The 18,252-nt window shown below is 55.8% G+C and carries 14 protein-coding genes; 1 reads left to right on the top strand and 13 read right to left on the bottom strand.

The window, feature by feature from the left end:
• Positions 1-87: 87 nt before the first annotated feature.
• From KK925_RS01490 to KK925_RS01440, 11 genes are all read right to left on the bottom strand, one after another.
• Positions 88-900, bottom strand: a complete 813-nt coding sequence (locus KK925_RS01490; RefSeq protein ID WP_174581814.1) for a hypothetical protein — start codon at positions 898-900, stop codon at positions 88-90.
• 321 nt (positions 901-1,221) lie between these two features.
• A complete protein-coding gene (locus KK925_RS01485) occupies positions 1,222-1,467 on the bottom strand; it encodes a recombinase family protein (protein WP_214096189.1) in 246 nt (81 codons plus the stop codon).
• Positions 1,433-1,582, bottom strand: a complete 150-nt coding sequence (locus tag KK925_RS01480) for a hypothetical protein (RefSeq protein ID WP_214096188.1) — start codon at positions 1,580-1,582, stop codon at positions 1,433-1,435. The genes KK925_RS01485 and KK925_RS01480 overlap by 35 nt, the downstream gene beginning before the upstream one ends.
• A gap of 298 nt (positions 1,583-1,880) precedes the next feature.
• Positions 1,881-2,333: an archease gene (locus KK925_RS01475; RefSeq protein WP_174581811.1), complete on the bottom strand. Its 453-nt coding sequence runs from the start codon at positions 2,331-2,333 to the stop codon at positions 1,881-1,883.
• 115 nt (positions 2,334-2,448) lie between these two features.
• Positions 2,449-3,273 carry a universal stress protein gene (locus KK925_RS01470; RefSeq protein ID WP_174581810.1) on the bottom strand — a complete coding sequence of 275 codons (825 nt, stop codon included), beginning with the start codon at positions 3,271-3,273 and terminating at the stop codon, positions 2,449-2,451.
• Positions 3,270-5,687, bottom strand: coding sequence for a Lon protease family protein (locus KK925_RS01465; protein ID WP_174581809.1), 2,418 nt, complete (start codon positions 5,685-5,687; stop codon positions 3,270-3,272). The genes KK925_RS01470 and KK925_RS01465 overlap by 4 nt, the downstream gene beginning before the upstream one ends.
• Before the next feature lie 535 nt (positions 5,688-6,222).
• Positions 6,223-7,281 (bottom strand): type IV pilus twitching motility protein PilT, encoded by a 1,059-nt coding sequence (locus tag KK925_RS01460; RefSeq protein WP_174581808.1) that lies wholly within the window; start codon positions 7,279-7,281, stop codon positions 6,223-6,225.
• A 15-nt stretch (positions 7,282-7,296) separates the two neighbouring features.
• The gene (locus KK925_RS01455; RefSeq protein ID WP_174581807.1) at positions 7,297-8,673 is read right to left on the bottom strand and encodes a type IV pilus twitching motility protein PilT; all 1,377 of its coding nucleotides are present in this window, start codon (positions 8,671-8,673) and stop codon (positions 7,297-7,299) included.
• Between the two features lie 623 nt (positions 8,674-9,296).
• Positions 9,297-10,268: a c-type cytochrome gene (locus KK925_RS01450; protein ID WP_214096187.1), complete on the bottom strand. Its 972-nt coding sequence runs from the start codon at positions 10,266-10,268 to the stop codon at positions 9,297-9,299.
• A gap of 41 nt (positions 10,269-10,309) precedes the next feature.
• On the bottom strand, positions 10,310-11,284 hold the full coding sequence (locus tag KK925_RS01445) for a substrate-binding domain-containing protein (protein WP_174581805.1): 975 nt from the start codon (positions 11,282-11,284) through the stop codon (positions 10,310-10,312).
• A 192-nt stretch (positions 11,285-11,476) separates the two neighbouring features.
• Positions 11,477-13,306, bottom strand: a complete 1,830-nt coding sequence (locus KK925_RS01440; RefSeq protein WP_174581804.1) for a methanol/ethanol family PQQ-dependent dehydrogenase — start codon at positions 13,304-13,306, stop codon at positions 11,477-11,479.
• Positions 13,307-13,420: 114 nt separating this feature from the next.
• On the opposite strand from KK925_RS01440, the gene KK925_RS01435 reads away from it, so the two are divergent.
• Positions 13,421-14,284 carry a hypothetical protein gene (locus KK925_RS01435; protein ID WP_174581803.1) on the top strand — a complete coding sequence of 288 codons (864 nt, stop codon included), beginning with the start codon at positions 13,421-13,423 and terminating at the stop codon, positions 14,282-14,284.
• Positions 14,285-14,360: 76 nt separating this feature from the next.
• Here the strand turns inward: KK925_RS01435 and KK925_RS01430 are convergent, their stop codons facing one another.
• Together KK925_RS01430 and KK925_RS01425 are read right to left on the bottom strand one after the other, a co-directional pair.
• A complete protein-coding gene (locus tag KK925_RS01430; protein ID WP_174581802.1) occupies positions 14,361-17,399 on the bottom strand; it encodes a copper resistance CopC family protein in 3,039 nt (1,012 codons plus the stop codon).
• 215 nt (positions 17,400-17,614) lie between these two features.
• Positions 17,615-18,223, bottom strand: coding sequence for a hypothetical protein (locus tag KK925_RS01425; protein WP_174581799.1), 609 nt, complete (start codon positions 18,221-18,223; stop codon positions 17,615-17,617).
• Between the last annotated feature and the right edge of the window lie 29 nt (positions 18,224-18,252).

The raw sequence follows: 18,252 nt of genomic DNA, 5'->3' as shown, positions 1-18,252 counted from the left end.
ACGTGTACGCCCGGGTCAACTCCGATCAGCACGACCCCGCGCGAAAAAAAGCGGCCTTGAGCATTGCGCTCGCCTCAAGCGGCAGGCCTAGAAGGAGAGCAAACGAGCCGCAAACGGGATCCACCCACTCCACATCGACCTTCCTCTTGCCACGATCCAACTGTTCCGATCACAACCGCCTTGCACCCATGGGCAAAAACGGCTTTGGCCTACTACCCGCTCTCGCCATGGAGACTCCCTTGGATGCCGCGGATTTTTGGGTGCTTGCCAAACCCGGTCCATTTCGGCGCCGGTGAGATGATCCTCGTTCGTGTCGGTGCCTAGCGCCCCAGTAAGGCAGCGTGTCACCAGGGCGACGGGTCCGCGCCTCGACGCTTGGCAAATACCCACCACCCCTTTCGCGCTCCCGCACGAAGCGGTAGCTTTACCGCAGTTTTCTGCCGCCTCCGGACGAGTGTCCCAAGCTCTCATTGACGCGGTCCCCATCCCGCTGGCGCGGAGGGCACCTGGACGATCGCCTGTTGGCCGTGGGCGAAAGCGCACGCCCTCAAGAACCAGGTATTGGCTCAGGCTCCCAATCCGTCCGGCAGCCGCAACCGCAAGCCGATAGGCTTCTGTCGGTGGCGAATCCGGCTTGGCAGGAGGGGTTTCCGGAGGTCTTGTCCTTCGAGCCAGGCACACAGACCGGGCCCCTCCGCTCCGCCTGCCGATCCCTCTTCCAGTGCGGGTGGTTAGCGTATCGGTTTTCTTCCAGGAAAACTCCTTGCCGAAGGGATGCAGGGAACCGAAACAGAGACACACACCCGCTCGGGACTTCTGATCGTCCAGGAGCGCATTCTGCTGCGTCCACAGGATGGCTCGCCGCCCGTTTTTCTCATGCAAAACGTTCGATCCCGGCATTTTTTCTGGAGTTTGTGGATCACCGTTTCCGTTCTCCGCATCCCGCTCCTTAGCTTTCTCAATGAGCTCGGGCCGCCTTTCGCCGAGCGAAGCGATCCTTCCTTTAAGCTCGGACCCAGAGGGGCTTGGAACGCTCTGGCGGGGAGACCAAACCGTGGCAGCAAGGATCGCTTAAGCTTCTTTGAGCGAGACACGAGCCCACATCGAGCCGAAAAAACTCCGCTCCCCCGTCCGGCGAGCGCAGCCTACATGTTAAGAGGTGAAAAACCTTTTCCGGTCTTAGCGTCAAACGTCTCTCTCATGTGAAAATCGGAAGTTTCCTCATGAATGGCTTCGAGCGCGTTCTTGGCAGCGGTTGCCAATAGACCTCTTCCCCCTGTAAACCCTGGCACACAATCGAACGATCACCTCATGGAGGTCGCGCACGATACCGTCGGTCATCTCATTGGGATCCACTACCAGAATCGATCGACTCTCGGCAGCCAATGCCGCTTCTCCATACTCAAAACCGAAGCCCGTAGAGCCTGCCGCACTACTCGACCAGGATGACGCGGGCCTTCGGATCACAGACCTCCCTGACCACCCCTCTACGATGGTCGTTCATCCCGGAGCCGACCTCCTTACCGGCCGTGACGTTGCGCAACTTTTTGCTTGCGACCCAACTCGGAGAACCTAACCGCATTGTCTCTCTCAATCCGCTATTTGATCGGCGCTTGCACATCCCCGGGCAGAGGGCCACACCATCGGGTGGTACCGCCTCCACACGCACGGTTACGGTTTCGATCGGCACCTCTTCTGTGGGAACGGGCAAACGCTCCTCCTTCTCCACATCCGCCAGCCTTCTTGTAACAAACACCCTGCCGCTTGGCCCATGCACTCAAACCTCCTGCGGATAGGCTAGCATCCATAGCCTTACGCGTCGCCATATTGGTAAGCCGTTGGCAACCCCACTACCCTCAGGTTTGCTCTGAGATCCCTCCTTACACGTCCACAACACACTGGGCGACCCACAGCCCGCTCGTAGGGTCCTGGCGCACGAGAAGTTCCGTACACGTTGGTCCTTTGACCTCTACCCGACGCTCATGCCGCGAGGGATCCAAAGGCTCACCCAACATGGCCCCCTGCAAGCGATGTTTTTCAGGGAACCGAACGAGAAACTTCCCAAATACCAGCCCATGAACTGCCACCTGGTAGATAATGCTATCGAGCCATTCCAGAAGGAGAAGTTCTTCTTGAGGAGCCTCTCGCTCCACCTCCACCACCGTCTGTGTGCCAACCTTCGCCGGGTCGGTCATAACGGCCATGAGGGCAATGCCTGCTTGTTCAAAGGCCTCTTCTTGGGTGGTCCCGATGCCGCGAATGCCGACATCGGCCCCATGAGGAAAATGTTCCCAGCGGGGCGCTCTCACCCCTTCACTCACCGGTCCACTCATCGAAAAGCTCCCCTGCCCCAGAGCCTAATCGGCCCCAGGCAAAGCGTCCACCCGTTTTCTCTTTCGACAGGAACGGGCCGAATCCCCTCCCCAGCTCGCGCTATACCCTGGTCTTTTAGACGATGAGCCAAGGGCAATCCAGCCCAGCCAGAAGTTCTTGGAAAAACCCTTCATCCCGAACCACATGGGCCCGGCTGGCGACAACCGCTCCGGCCTTCTCCTTCCATAGCTCTGCTTGAAGCGTTACCCCTCGAGGCGCAACGACCCTCCGAATCGTTACCGGAACATGGAGCCGAGCCACAAACTCTTTTGCCTTTTGCTCCCAGGCCTCTTCGGCTCGTTGCAGGCGTTCCAACAGGAGAAAAAAAACAATTCCATCCCCACAAGCCCGGGCCAGATCCTGAGCAATCTCCAGGGGCCGTTCCCAGCTATCCCTAGGAGTCAAAAGTACCGCAACCGGCGCCTTAAGAACCGATCGTTGCTGGAGAACCAACACACGGGTCGAAGTCTCCAAAATGAGTCTCCGAGTAGTCGAGCCGATCCGAAGGCTTGCTTCTTGCCCGGCCGCACGGCCCAAAGCCACCAGCTCAGCTTGGCTGGCCCATTCCAAAAGCTTTTCCTCAACTATCCCCCGGATCACCACAAACCGAAAGCGCAAAGCAGCCCGGCCTGCAACCTCCTCGAGCGCCCGGCGGGCTTCCGCTGCAAGGGCTTCCAAGGTCGCTTCGATGGCCTGGGGATCCACGCGCCGCACCTGTCCCGAAACGGCATCGATTTCGGACGCAAAGGAGTAGGCTGCACAACGGAAAAGATTCTGGTCTTCCACAAAGAGGCCCCATAGCTCGCTGCCCCGATGAGCCGCCAGAACAGCAGCCGCTTCCAGAGCCGCAAGGCTGGAGGGGGAAGCATCCAAGGCTACCACAATCGGTCCGGTGTTCATTTGACCTCCGCCCGCTCCGGCTGGAAAGCACGTGCTCTTTGAGCGAATTCTGCCAAGCGCGCTTCCACTCTACCATTGATCGTGGACGGAGGAAACCGTCCGTCGGATCCCCTTTCTCCCGCAGGGATTCCCGTAAGAATTTCCATTCCCTGGTCTACTGTTTCCACCGCGTAGATATGAAACTTTCCCTCCCGGACAGCTTCGACCACATCCTCCCGGAGCATGAGTTGTGTCCGGTTGGCCGCTGGGATGATCACCCCTTGTTCTCCGGTCAATCCGCGGGCGCGGCAAACGTCAAAAAAACCCTCAATTTTTTCGTTGACCCCACCGACCGGCTGAATGATCCCATGCTGGTTAACCGAACCGGTGACCGCAATGGCTTGCTTGATCGGCACCCCTCCCAGCGCCGACAAAAGAGCAAAGAGCTCAGCCGCCGAAGCACTATCTCCTTCGACACCCTGGTAACTTTGCTCAAAGACAAGCGTAGCGGCCAGGGATAGAGGTTCCTCTGGAAGATAGCGTCCGAGAAGAAATCCAGTCAAAATGAGAACCCCTTTTGAGTGGATCGGTCCTCCCAGAGCAACCTCCCGCTCAATATCTACAACCTTGCCGCTCCCAAAGCGAACCCGCGCCGTGATCCCGGTAGGATGTCCAAACGTGTAGTCGCCCAGTTGCCAGACCGATAATCCATTGATTTGCCCAATGATGGAGCCTTCCGTATCGATGAGAAGCCGGCCCCGAAGAGTTTCCTCCAAGATCCTTTGCCGGACTCGATCAGCTCTTCGTACACGCGCCGCAACCGCCCTCTCCACATCCTCCCTTCCGATCACTTTCGATCCCCGAGACCTGGCCCAGTAGTCGGCCTCCTGCAGAAGGGTTGAGATCTGTCCGGTTTGGATAGAAAGTTTCTCCGCATCTCCGCTCATCCGGGAGCTCTCTTCCACCATGCGAGCTATACCCCCTTGATCGAGAGGAAGAAGCCCTTCCGAGCGAGCCATGGAGGCCAAAAGTTGTGCGTATTCCTGCTCGGTGCGAGGGTCCCTCGCAATTGCTTCTTCAAAATCCGAAATCACCTGGAAAAGCTCCCGGAAATCGGGATCTAAGGAATGCAAAAGATAATAAAGAAATCTTTCCCCAATCAGGATCACTTTCACCTGAACCGGGATAGGTTGTGGCTCCAGTGCAACCGTTCCGGCCCATCCCAGAGCATGCCCGAGTGATTCGACCCGAATCTTTCCCGAATAGAGTACCCGTTTGAGTCCTTCCCAGGCATAGGGTTGGGTCAAAAGCCTCCACGCATCCAGCAGGAGATATCCGCCATTGGCCCGGTGGAGCGCGCCTGATCGGATGAGAGTAAAGTCTGTGACCAAAGCCCCTAAATGAGGGACATGTTCAATTCTGCCCACCAGGTTTTGATACGTAGGGTTGTCCTCATATACCACCGGGGCTCCCTGGGACTGGGAATGGTCAATGAGCACATTGACCTGATACCGGTGAAGAAACATCTCCAAAGGGTCCCATTGCGGCAAGGGTAGACCGGGGATCGGGCTTGTCTCTTCTCGAGGCTGCCGAAACGTCTCCGTATGAAGTAGAAGATCCTTCTCCACGTCGGCCAGATAGTCCAAAACCTCAGCATGATCCGAAAAATTCTTTCGTACTTCCTCCACGAGCCCCGTTACAGCCGCCTGGACAAAACTTCGGTTAAGCTCCCGTATTTTCCGCTGGGCCTCCCTTCGCCATCGAGGAATTTCCCGGATGATCCGCACCAGTTCCTCCTGCAACTCTTTGATCGTGGTTTCGATTCGATTTCGTTCCTCTGGAGGAAGACGGTTATAGGTTTCCGGGTCCAAAACTTGGCCGCCCCGCACAGGAGCAAAGATAAACCCTGCGGGGGTTTGGAGAAGGGCTAGGCCAGCCGACTCAGCTCTTGACCGCAGCTCCTGCAGGGCCTGTTCCCTCCTGCGTTGGAAGCTCTGCTCAATTTCGCTGACCCGCAGCCGGTATTCATCACTTTCAAACACGCTAGGGATCGCAACCTTAAGGTCCTCCACCAACTGCTGCATCGCATTGGCAAAAAGGCGAGCTCTGCCGGCTCGAAACCTCAAACTCTTTGGCTTGGAAGGATCCTGAAAGTTAAACACGTAACACCAGTCATCAGGAACCGGCTCCCTGCGGGCCTGCTCCGTCACCAACTGTAAGCCCAGGGAGTGTTTCCCGGTGCCAGGAGGCCCCATCACATAAAGGTGAAAATTAGGCTGGTGGATCTCAACCCCAAACCGGAGGGACTCGACTGCGCGTTCTTGCCCCAAGGGTCTTGCCGAGTCGGCGATTGCTTCCGTTGTCTCGAACTCAAATTGGTTGGGATCGCACCGACGCCGCAGCAGTTGCCAAGATAATTCTTCTCGATCGATCATGGGGCATGGACTGCTAAGACCTCCATTTACCTTTCGTACCTTCCAGGGTCTTTGTTTTTTGTTGTAGCAAAAAGCCGTTGGTGATCCAAAGGCTTTCGATTCTCCGCTCACCCGAAAGCTTTCGAGGCAGCAAAGAACGGGACAAGGAAACAAACCGCTCCAAAGCGTTCCTTTACCCTAGCCCGAAACCCGTTTCCCAGAGCGCAACTCTTTCTTTCCGAAGGGCAAACCGACGGAAAAGCCCAAGGAGATTTCTCTTAAAAAGATCAGGCATGTTGCAGTTCCTTTTTCCGGTCACTCAAGGAAAGACACCACCTGCCACAATCCCCCCCTTGCTTTTGGAAAACCGAAAGACGTTCTCCATAGGGCTCCGTCGCACAAGCCCACGCCCCAGCTGGCCACTTTCCAAGCCCACACCCAGGCTGGGACCGCTGACCGTACGGGAAAAAATCTGCCCTAGCCCTCCACGCGGCCCAACCCGCAAGCGAAATTCGATATCTTCCCCGCCCTATTTGCCTCGCTTCCCAGCTAAGCCCTAAAGCCACTGCTCCGACCGTTCCAAAAGGACGAGTTCCGTTTTGGCTTCCCCCAAACCAATTTTTCCTTTGGTCGCCAGCTCTTCCAAAGAAAGCCGAAGGGAAGGTGATGAGTCCCTTCGGTTCTCTTTGAGCCAGCGCGCCAGCTCTTCGAAGCGTGCCTCCCCCAATAGGGCTCGCGCGGTTTCGTCAAACACCACAACCTCCGCCAGAAGCACCCATCCTCTCCCATCCGATTGGGGAAGCAAACGCTGACCAAGGATCGCCCGGAGCTGTCGACTCAGCAAAGAACGAATCTGGTCGCGTGTCCGCTCGCCGAACAGAGCCATAAGGCGCTGGAGAATCGCCAGCGGTTGCGCGATCGTGCATAACGCTCCCACCACAAAAACTCCCTGCTCGGCCAACCGAAAAGCAGGCACGATCGAATCGGCTTGATCAAGCGATCCTACAATGGCAACATCCGCATCTTCGTACGCTAGCTCCCGCAGCCCCAACGCGAAGCTCGGCACATCCGCCGGAATCTCCCTCTGGCTTACGATGGACTTTCCTGGAGCCACAATCCATTCAATAGGTTTTTCAAGGGTCACAATGTGGCGGGAAGCTGATCGGGCCAGTTCCTGAGCCAGAGAAGCTAGCGTGGTCGATTTTCCACTCCGCGTGGGACCCACTACCAAAACGAGTCCCTGCGACCATTCGCCAAGACTTTGGAGGAACTCTGCGGGCAGCCCAAGGCTTGACAACTCAGGCAAAGGCAAGGGAAAAAGCCGCAAGGAGGCTCCCAACCCTTGAGCATGTCGAAAAAGGACGCAACGAACTCGAGCCTTGTCGCGCAGAGCAAACGAAAAGCAAACCTCTCCACCATCCTTGAGTTTCGTCCAACCAGCTGAAGGGACCACCGGCTCGAGCATTGTCCTTAGCTCATCCCCCCCTAACGGTTTGGGACGAATCGTCTGCAGACTTCCTCCAGCTCGGATGCGAACAGGATACCCTTCGAAGAGGTAAAGATCTAAAGCTCCTCCCGCTACAGCCGCTTCCAGCAACGAGAAAAAGTCTTTCACAGGAAAGGGGCTTACTTAAGGCGCCGTCCCCCCGAGGGGAATCCAGTTTGCATACGCACGGGACGAGTCGGCAACACCGGATACCGGATCCAAAGCCACCAGTCCCTTGGCGGCGAGTTCCCCCAGCGAATCCTCCATAGACCGCATCCCCAACGGGCGACTCTCGCGTAAAAGCTCAGGAATCTCTCCCCACGCTCCCGCAGCAATCGCCTGGACAACCTTCGGTGCGGGGAGCAGGATTTCGGAGGCCAAAACCTTCCGCAGACCGTCTCGGCAAGGAACCAGTTTTTGACAAACCACACCCCCGAGAAGCTCCGCAAGTAACCGTCTCACGATCCCCTCCTCTTCCCCGGGAAACGAGTGGACCAGACCATGAAGCACCTCTGGGACAGAGTTCCCCAGGATGGTGGCCAGGACCAGAAGCCCGCGGTCGGCCGCTTCCAATGCCAGTCGGATGCTCTCAGGATCCTCTAGACAGCCGATGGCAAGTACGTCGGCATTTTCCGCAAGAGCGGCTTCAATACCGGCAGCCATATCCGAACAGTGGAGTCCCACTTCTTTCTGGGCAATCATGGCTTGCTTGGGCTCCAGCCAAAGTTCCATAGGATCCTCGACCGTGACGACATAAACGCCCTGCGTGCGGTTTATCTCTTCCACCAACGCGGCCAGCGTGGTGGTTCGACCACTGCCCCGTCCTCCTGCGACCAGAACCAGTTCTCCTTTCTTTTTGGTTAAACCTCGCACAACCTCTGGAAGTCCGAGTTCCTCAACACCTTTCGGTTTGCCTAGTGGCATGAAAAAGACCACGTGACAACCCTGACGCTCGCGAAACAGGTGCCCACGAAAACGTCCTAATCCCCTTACCGCATAGGAGAAAGACACCGATCCTCGCTCTCGAGCTCGTTCCCACCGCCTGGGTCCAAGGATCGCCTTGGCAACCGGCTCAATGGCCTCTGCCGGGATGAGAAACGCCTCTTCGTAGAGAGGTTGAAGGTTGGTCTCGAGCCGGACACGCAACGGTCGGTCTGGAGATAAATGCAAGCTCGTTGCGCCCAGGGAAAACGCATGTTCCAAATAACGGTTGAGGATCTCCAGCGACTCGGTAACTTCCTCCGTGGTGGAATTTTCTACGGCAGATGGGACAAGCTCCGCTGCCCCGGAACGCTCGTTGCCGGAAAGATTGGCTTCCCACTCCTTGGCTTGGCTTCGATATGTCTCCAAGAGCCAGTCCCTTTGTTCTACGCTAATGATCTGTTGCTCGTAAAGGAGATCTGCGAGGGAAACATCGGGAAGCGACTGTCGGGCCGCTTGGATGGACTCCAACTGGCCATGGCTAATCCACCCGCGCTCGAGAGCCGTTTGCAAAACAAAATCATTGAAAGAACTGGCCATCGGCGCCCCAGACCCTTCCGGCGGGTAAACCCACCGCTTTCGCAAAGAGTCCTTTTGGCTGGCAAAGGACTCGCTCTGGCACCTAAGCGTGCTTTACTTTACCGATGGCTCCCGTTCCTGGTCAACTTTTACGAAGCGATTTCTTTGCTTCCTACGACTGTCACTCCCAAGAACTTTTGGGCAAAACGACCCAAACTGGAAATGGAGAACCCGGCGCTTTTTCCCAAAAGCTAATCAAGTGCGGCCCCAATGCATGTGGGCATCGGGCTTGTGGCCCTTTGGAGCACAAGGCACGAAGCCTCTTGCCCTGGCGAAGAGAAAAGGAACAAGCAAAAAGAAGTAACCGTCGTCCCCAGCCAAAGGAAAGGATTGGTTTATTTTCCTTCGGCCAACCCAAAATGCCCACGTCTAGAACTCGCCGCGAGGAAAAAGCTTGGCCGCATTCTCCCCGGCAAGGGATGAAAAAGCTCTTGAATCCTAAGCTCTCTCGTTTGGCCTGAAAGGCAGTCTTGGGTCGAGGATCGCCTACCCAAAACCTGCTTTTCTCCCGGCCAGCCCGTGGGAAAAGGTCCCCCCTCTGGCCATCCCTAAACGGGAGCCCCGCATCGGGGTTCTTGTGGAACTTAAGAGCCCGAAGGCTTTACGCCGTAGGAACCCAGAACCGCAGCGATCGCCTGCGCACATTTCTCAACGTAACCTGAACCCCCGCTTTGGCCTCGATAACCTTCCGGTGGCTCCGCTGTCTCTTTCAAAGGCAACACCTTCAACTTGTGTCCTTTATCCAGGTGCCACAAAGCAAACCCCGCCATAGGGGCCCACAAAATCGCTGCGTCTAGCTTTCCCGCTAAAATCTCTTCGACCGGAGTCTCAAAAGCGTCAACCGAATCATCAAACGCCTGAACCGGGAGTTTCCATCGCTTTGCCAGAGCTTCCCCGAATCCTTTCTCTGCTCTGACCTGAGCCTTCTTTGAGACTAACCCTTCAATCGAATCCACGGAAAGATTCGAGCTCAACACACAAACATAGCTCCGTCGATACCCGGGCACCGAGGGAAGCAAGGTGGTAAGAAGCCTCCGGTTAGCCGCGATGACGGCACAGGACCTTTCCTCCATGGGGATGGAGACCGTAGTTGGACCGTGGGCATCCATGGAAGCCCCAGGAACTCCCGTGGCACTGCCAGAACTTCCCCCCGCAAATTTCAACGTTCGCACGAAGGCAAGAACTTTCCAAATTTGGTCGTCGCTTAAAATTTGGCCAAAGGTCCGTGGCATCGTTTGCTGGGGGATCTGTCCTTTGATCAAGCGGAACAGCGTCTCATCGTCCCCCCCAAAGACCCATATATCATCGCCCACGGACGGACACATCCCACCTCCGCCTCCCGCTCCATGACATCCTGTACAACCAACGCTAAACCAGATCTTTTTGCCTTCCTCAATTGCCTTAGGATCGTTTTGATACGGGTTCTTAGTGGCCCCGTAGCCACCGAGAGGAACAAAAAAGAGTCCCAAGCTTGCTACACCGACCACTACCCATCCAAACCCGACGTTAGGGAGGGTATTCTCTCGCCCAAGGTATCTGCGAACACCGTTTTTCATGCTGGACTTCATACGTTTGTTCCACGGCTAGATTGGCTCATTCAACAAACAAAACCTCGAGGCGTGTTGGATCCCGGCCCAACGCCGGCACCTGCGTTATTAGAAACCATGACGGCCGTCGGCCGCACCCATGCTTGGTCGGCGGTGTGCGAATGAGAATGAACAGGTCCGTGAGGATGCTTTTCCCGTTTGGGCTTCTGGGGTAACGGCTCAAGTATCGGCACGCCATACTCTTCGAGGATCTTCCGAATCTCTTGACTTTTAGCGGTTAACACAGATTCGAGCTTTTCCTTCAGCACAAAATCCCCTTTTCGAACCCCCATCGAGATATTGAAGCTCAGCGGGACGCGGCATGGCTCGCGATCCAAGGGGAAAATGGCCACAGGAGCTCCTTTCTTTTTTGCAAAATACCCGGCGATGGGCCCCCAAACGACCGCCGCATCTATCTTATCGGAAAGAAGATCCTCCATAATCCGACCCGGATAGTTTTCCGGATGAAAAACAGGATCGTAGATCAAAGAGTAGGGAACCAGATGGCGGGTAAGACCTCGCTCAGCCAGAAGAACGTGTCCGGGGGTATCCCAGTGGACCCCAATCTTCCATTGGGACAGAACCGGATCCTGGAGAGAGCGAATGGTTATCCCTCGATCCGACCGGTAGGCAAGTACATAGGTACTGCGATAGTAAGGACGCGTCGTCAAAACCGGATCATAGTCGGAGGGAACGCCAATTAAGACATCGCAGTGCCTTGCCTGGAGAGTCTTCCGCACAAGACCGCGCTGGTGAGGCCACCAGTAGTATTGGAGATCCCAGTCGAGGGCCGAAGCCACCACCTCCGCAATGCGATTTTCCAATCCCTCCTTGGCCCGGTTGGAAAACGGAAGGTCCGCCGGGTCCGCACAAACACGTAAAACGCCCTTGGCAAAGCTAGAAACGGGAATCGTTAAACCGACCATCGCCAAGCCAATCACTAATCCCAGACCCACGCCAATCTTTCTGGCCCTTGCTTCGATCATGGATCTTCCTTTCCACCTGCGAGACCCCATTGTTGTCAAAAGGTCCGTTTTGAAAAAAAGAGCGACTACCGTACGGGCCCACAACAAGGATCGCTGCAGGGAAAAGATTCACTCCGCTGCAGCGACCCCTTCACGCTCTTCCTAAACGCCCATCCAGCCTTAAGACGTTTCTCGTGGAACTTTGCTAGAGGGTTACGGAAGAGCAAAAACGACAAGCTCTCCGCCGACGCTTGTTGCCTTGTCCAAGCCCGATTGGTAAGCCGCCCCAATCGCACCCAGCGCACCAAAGGGGTCATCTGGAGGTAGCCCTTGAGCAACTGGAAGTCCGAACCACCCTCCGACCCCCGTATAGACAGCCACATACTGCTTTTTATCCGGTCCCAAGAAGGTCATGGGGTTACCAATGACGCCGGAACCCACTTTATGCTGCCAGAGGATTTTGCCGGTTTTGGCATCCACCGCTTTAAACCACCCGTCCATGGTTCCGTAAAAGACCACCCCACCGGCGGTGGTAAGCACGCCACTCCACACCGGGAATTTCTCCTTAATTCCCCACACCTTCCTGCCCTTTACGGGATCCCAAGCGATAAACTCGCCCCAGTAATCATCTTTTCCTTCGTGGCCCGAAAACATAAGCACGTTGGCCCCCACATAGGGAGCTCCGGCCGCATACTTTACTTCGACTCCCTCATAGTTCATGCACATGTTGTTGGTTCCGGCGTACAGAAGACCGGTCTGGGGAGAATAGGCAGAGGGCTGCTGGTCTTTCCCACCCATGGCGCATGGGCAGATATTTTTCGTATCAACCCCCTGCTTGGTCAGTTTTTCGGGAACCTCAATGGGGCGATCGGTATTTTTATCAATTCCCTTAGCCCAATTGACATAGACAAACGGCTCTGCCACCAGAACCTTACCCGTCTCGCGATCCAACGTGTACGCAAAACCGTTACGATCGAAATGGACCAGTGCCTTAACCTTCTTTCCGCCAAAGTTTAGATCCACCAGCACATTCTCATTGATTCCATCGTAATCCCAATGGTCCCACGGCGTCATCTGGTATGCCCACCGAGCTTTGCCGGTGTCGGGGTGACGGGCAATGATAGAGCAAGACCACTTGTTATCGCCCCCTTTGCGCTGATCCGGATTCCATGTCCCAGGGTTCGAGGTCCCGTAGTACACGAGGTCAAGTTCGGGATCATAGGAGAACCAGCCCCACACCGTGGAACCCCCGATTTTCCACTGCTCGTCCGGCCACGACTTCACCCCATCTCCCGGCCCCCCATGGTGAGGGCATTCCTTATTGAAGTCAGGATCCAAAAGAATATCCTCATCCGGGCCCTGATTGTACCCTAGCCAAGCTCGCTCCCCATTGGCCAGGTTGTAGGCAGTCATCCGGCCCCGAACTCCAAATTCTCCACCCGAAACTCCTACCAGTACCTTGTCTTTAACCACCAAAGGAGCTGCCGTGATGGTCTCCCCTTTGGTGGGGTCAGCATTCTTCGCCTTCCAGACCTCTTTTCCGGTCTGCGCATCCAATGCGATCACCTGGCCGTCGAGGGTGACTAAAATGATCTTTCCATCCCCATAGGCCAGCCCCCGGTTGACCGTATCACAACAGGCAACGGCCACCGCCTGTTGATTCTGAGCAGGGGTGTACTTCCATTTAATCGCATACGGTTTTTTTGTAAGATCAAGGGCATAAACATGGTTGGGAAAGGCCGAGTGCACGTAGAGCGTATCCCCGATTTTCAGCGGAGATCCCTCATGACCCCGCAAAGCACCCGTCGCAAACGACCATACCTGGGTAAGCTTACCCACATTTCGGGTGTTAATCTGGTTTAGCTCGCTATACGCCGTCGCAGAATAGTTCTTACGCGGCATCGGCCAATCCCCAGGGTTTTTACTGAGCCGAATGAGTTCCTCATTGGCTTGCACCCCCAAGGGAAGGGTTCCTATACCTAAGAGCAATGCTAGAAAGGCACGGCCTGTGCCTGGGATCCTTTGAGATGTTTTGGAAATCATATGCGTCTTCCTCCTGTTCCTAGGTCGTTCCCATTATCCGCCGAAGTTTGCTAAGTCAACAATAAACGCAAATTTTCTTTTTCCTCAACCACTTCCCAAGCTAGTTTCGGAGCCATGGATTTCGTTCGAAAAAGCCACAAAACGCAAAGCACGATCTTTGGTCTTTCGGGCTTGGCAAGCTCCTGGGGGACGGCTTTCCTTGCCTGTCTCCTTTTTGTCGGATCGTCCTTCGAACCCACCCGGGCCCTCGTTCCAGCAGAAGAGGTCAAAAAAACGGTGGAACGCTATATCCAAAGCAGAAGCAAGAACGGAAGCTTTCTTTACCGCGACGAAAAAACGGGGGATCGTTTGCTTCTCGATTTTGTTGGTGTTCAAGGGATTCGAGGAATGCCCCCCTACGGGGATTTCGTGGACGTGGAGTTTGCCGTTCATAAGGAACCCCAGAAACACTACCGGTTGAACTTCTGGGTGGAAGAAAAGGATGGCAAACCTAAGATCGTTGATATCCGAATTTATAAAGAGCCCGCGGAGCGCGGGGGTCAATGGGTCGAGGTGACCCGGCAACCCCTTCTGTGGTGGTGGGTCCCGGTCACAGAACACCCGGGAGAGAGGGAGGAGAAGCGCGCCTGGGAGATCAAGGCCGCAATCCACCAGTACATTGCCGGCCAGAAAGGCTCTCCGGAAGGAACGTTTCGGATTCATGACCCCAAAAGCGGTAAAGACCTGGAGCTTGAGCTGGTGGCTATTCATGACCCGGTCCGCAAACTGCCGGGCAAAGGTTACTTTGCCTGCACCGACTTCCATCCGGTTGGGGAACCCGAAAAGCTCTACGATCTGGACTTTTGGGTCGCACCCAAGGATCACCGCTTAGAGGTTACCGAAGTTAGGATCCATAAGGAGCCCGTGCTCGAAAACGGCCGGTGGATTCAAAAGCCGCGCTTTGAGTACCGGGGTATCCAACCCATTGAGTTGCCCTAGTAGGCAACGCCGGATTCGTTATGGGGGATCCGGCCTCATCCAAGAAGAAACCTTCCTTCTGAACGTAGGGCGTTTGTTAGAATCGAGGCCTGGCCCGGTTAGGGGGTAACCACCACGGGCGCATAGCGCCTTCCACTTCCAAAGGGAAAACGGCTGTATAGGTTTGCGTTCCCTCAAAAAATTGCAGGCAAAGCCGGTAGGCTCCCCCGAGGACAAAATTGAGCGGTAACTCAACAAGACCCACAAAACGCTCGGGCGTTGCATGATAGGGCATTCCCATCCAGCGCGGAAAACTGCGCTGGAAAAAAACGCTTCCCTTTAGCTTTGGCCGGCCTTGAAAAGGAACCCATTGTTGGAGATCGGAACGAATGGCCACCCCGCAAACCGCAGCCCCGCCACATGGCTCTAAAAGAACGCTCCTGCCGTGACCATCCCGCACGCTCAACGAAAGCCGGCAAGTATGACCGGCACGGATCGTGCGGGGTGCCTGCAAGCTTACCCAATATTTGCCACATCGAACCCGAGGAGCCCCCGAAACCAACAGGGTAGAGTCATCCTTTCGGACCGCCTCCTGGCCGTCCGGTCGTTTGGTTTTTTTTACTTCCAAAAGGAAGTAGGGCTCTCGTTCATGGCCATGACTTCGATAAGCGACACAAATTCCATAGGTGCCAGGTCTGGGAGGAATCCATTGGAAAGCAATGGCTGGGAGACCTTGGGCATCGAGCCTAAAATTCGCGTCGGAAAGACTCATCCGGCAGAAGTAAGAGAAGGTTTTGTCCACGATAAATACTTGCCAGGGTTCTCGGCCGACCTCGTCCATTTGCGTTCGGTGCTCAAAAGAGGGATACGGAAAGGGAAAGATCTCTTGCTCCTTAAGTGTCACCTCCACTTTGAGGGGCCGACCTGCAATGGGCTCGCGGGGTTCCCAGGAAAACACGGTGTCGAGCTCGGTGGGCCGCAAAAAAAACCGGTAGGCCTCAAAAAGGGAAAAATGCTCCAAGGAAGCTTCCAAGGTACACCCAAGACAAGCTTTGTCTGAAAGGGCTCTGCCCTCGTTCACAGGATAGGAAAACGCCCAGAGCCCCCCTTGCCTCCGGCAGTCCCGCTGAAAATCCGTTTTCAAGCGCTTGTTCACAACAAAGCTCGCGACAAAAAGGACAATAGCCGTTACGCCCAAACCCCACAGCCAAGAACGAATGGGAAAGGAAAAATGAGGATCGACCCCAGGAGATTTTCCTTCCGCAAGCTCCCTCCAAACGCTTGCCCGTATCCGTCGCAATATGACCCATTGGGAAACCAGCACACCTGCAACGGCTACTGCTCCGAGGCCCATTAGCGACTTCCCCCACCTGTCCTGAGCCTCAAACCGGCCACTGGCCGGCGAATCCCACGGTGGCCATGAAAAGCACACAACACTTTGTCGCGCCGACTGGCTAGCATCTATCCATTGAATTTCAAGAGTCCATTTTCCGGGGCGCTCGAGAAGCTTGACGGGAAACGACCACAGCCGGTACCCATCCTGATGGCCAACAAAGGTTTTTTTTGCCAAAGGGTTAGACGCGTTTGAAAGGGAAAGGAGAGGCACCGAAAAAAGCTCGATCTCTCCAGGGGAGTCTGGGAGGAACTCTACGTCCATCCGATCCGCTCGGCACTCCTCCCAGAGGAGCCGTAGCTTCCCATCTGTTGCCGTTTGGCTCCATCTTTTGGATGGGCTGCTCACAACAAAGGAGGCCGCAGGATCCACCTCTAGGCGGGCTCCAAAAAAGAGGAAAACCGCGCAGAGAACACATTCTAGGGGAAACGACCCTAGAAGCCAACCGATCGGGAGGAGTAACCTTCGAGGAACCTGGCGTTTCCTAAACCATCGTCCCAGTCTTTTCCCGATTGGAGCAAAGACACTTTCCTCTCCCATTAAGCAGGGCTCAACGCGGAACACATGGTAGGAACGGACAAGAACGAGGCATCCAAAAAGCATCACCGCTCGAGCAAGATCTTGTCCCCATTCCGAGCGCCAAAGATCCACAGTCTTCCCAAAGAGTTCTATCCAAAACCACGTTCCAACCGCCACTCCTCCTCCCAAGAGGAGTACCAAAAAAACCCCAAGTTTGCCCAGTAGCCAGGATGCAACGGAGCGATTCTCCGCTTTGCGGATGACAGGAGCCAGGACCCAAGCTGAAACAAGGAGAAGCCCTAGCCACGCTTCCGTCGAAGCAAAGAGAAAACCTCTACCGATTTCCCACCATGGAGCTAGGTAAGCCCACCCTTCTGGGACAACTTCCGCCGCGACCAGAGAAAGGACCGCGACAAGTTCCAAAGAAAACGTTTTCCGTGGAGTGGCAAAGTGCCTGTAGGCAATCCAGAGCGAAGGAAATGCAACTAAGGCGCCGAAAAGCCGAGCGGTACCTCCCCAAAACGGTGATGTGCCAAGATAAAGACGTAAGGCAGCCCCTGGGGAAATCCCCAGAAATTCCTTGCCGTCCCACACGGGCAAAAGAGCCTCCCCGGCTGCTCCCGCCAACGCCACAAGAAAACCGAACCAAGCGAAAACCCCACCCTTTTTTTTCCATTTCTGCAATAGGCTCCACCCTAGACCGAGCGGGGGAACTCCGGTTCGTAACCGGGTAAATAGTACGCTCGCGAGGGCAGACCCCAAAACAAACGCGTAGCCCAGATGGGCCGCATAACTGACCCAAACCGTGGGCCAAAAACTCACCCGGTGTACCTCAACCCAAGGACGTAAACGAGAGGCAGGATACGGCGATTCCGCTTTCCAGTATACCGGAAAGCCTCCCTGGCTAAAGGTTCCATCCCGCAGCGAAAGAGCCTGCCACCGGACCCAATAAAGACCCGGAGAGAGTGGCCGGTTTGCACCCAATACGCCCTGAAGCCCCTGCCCGTCCGAAAGAAGATGGAGCCGGTCAAGCGAACCGCGGAGGGTCCCCCGTTCCCAAAAAAGGCTGGTGAAGCTTCGCGCAATCGGCTCAGTGAACCGGATAGTAACCGTATGGGGCTCGGAAAGAGAAGCGCCAGGTTTGGGATCGTAGGAGAGAGGAAACGCAGCCGCAAAGAAGGGCGTCGCTGTCACCTTTTCCTGTGTCTCCAAAGAGATGGCCATGCAAAGAACGGCTAAAACCCCTACCGAGGCGCCGGGAAAGAGCCAAGACGCAGTTGGACCCCAATCAGATGGGGGGCGGCGAGAGTCTGACCCAAAAAGGATCATCTCCACCGATTAGGAGCAAACCATCCGGCCAAAACAATCTCTTTCAAAGAAGAGGGACAGGACGAAAAAGGCGGGCAAACGTAACCAAAAGGAGCAAAGCCGCGGCAACCCTAGGGCTTTTCGGGGCTTTGTTCAAGCTCCGGTTCCGAGCGACGCCTGGCAACCCTCCAGCCGACCCACAGGGCTCCAAGGGCCGCAACTCCCAGACCAATCCACGGGACCACAGCTACGAGCAGGCCCGTTGAACCGGCGTTGACGACAAAATCAAAGCGTAGGGGACCACCCGTCTTGGGATCCTTCGCACCGATGACCGTCAAGGTTGCAACGTAACGCCCCTTGGAAAACTGGCCCGGTAAGGCGATCACACCCGCAGGGTACTTCCGGGCAGGCTCACGCAAAACAACGTTGCCGGAGGAGTCCTTGACCTCAATCGCAATGGGAACTTTTTTGAGGTCATCCGTGATCAAGTCAAAGGCCAGAACTAGTTGGCCTGTTGCCGGTACATCCTGGCAGTACGAGAGGGCCGCAGAACCCGGAGAAGCCTGAACGTAGATATCCAGGTGAACCGCGTAGCCGCTTTTTTCTAAGATGGCGCAGGATGGACCGCTCCCTCCTCCCCCATGAGCCCAAGCTGCGGGCGAAGTCCAGAGAAGGGTGCCTAGAAAAAGGCTCGCTACAACCGACAGGCGCACCAAACCAGGCTTAAGGGTGGAGGACATGCCCCAATTTTCATCCTCGAAAAGTTCCT

Source organism: Candidatus Methylacidithermus pantelleriae, assembly GCF_905250085.1.
Taxonomy (GTDB): Bacteria; Verrucomicrobiota; Verrucomicrobiia; order Methylacidiphilales; family Methylacidiphilaceae; genus Methylacidithermus; species Methylacidithermus pantelleriae.
The sequence above is the reverse complement of the archived record's forward strand: the minus strand, read 5'-3'. Positions and strand labels throughout refer to the sequence as shown.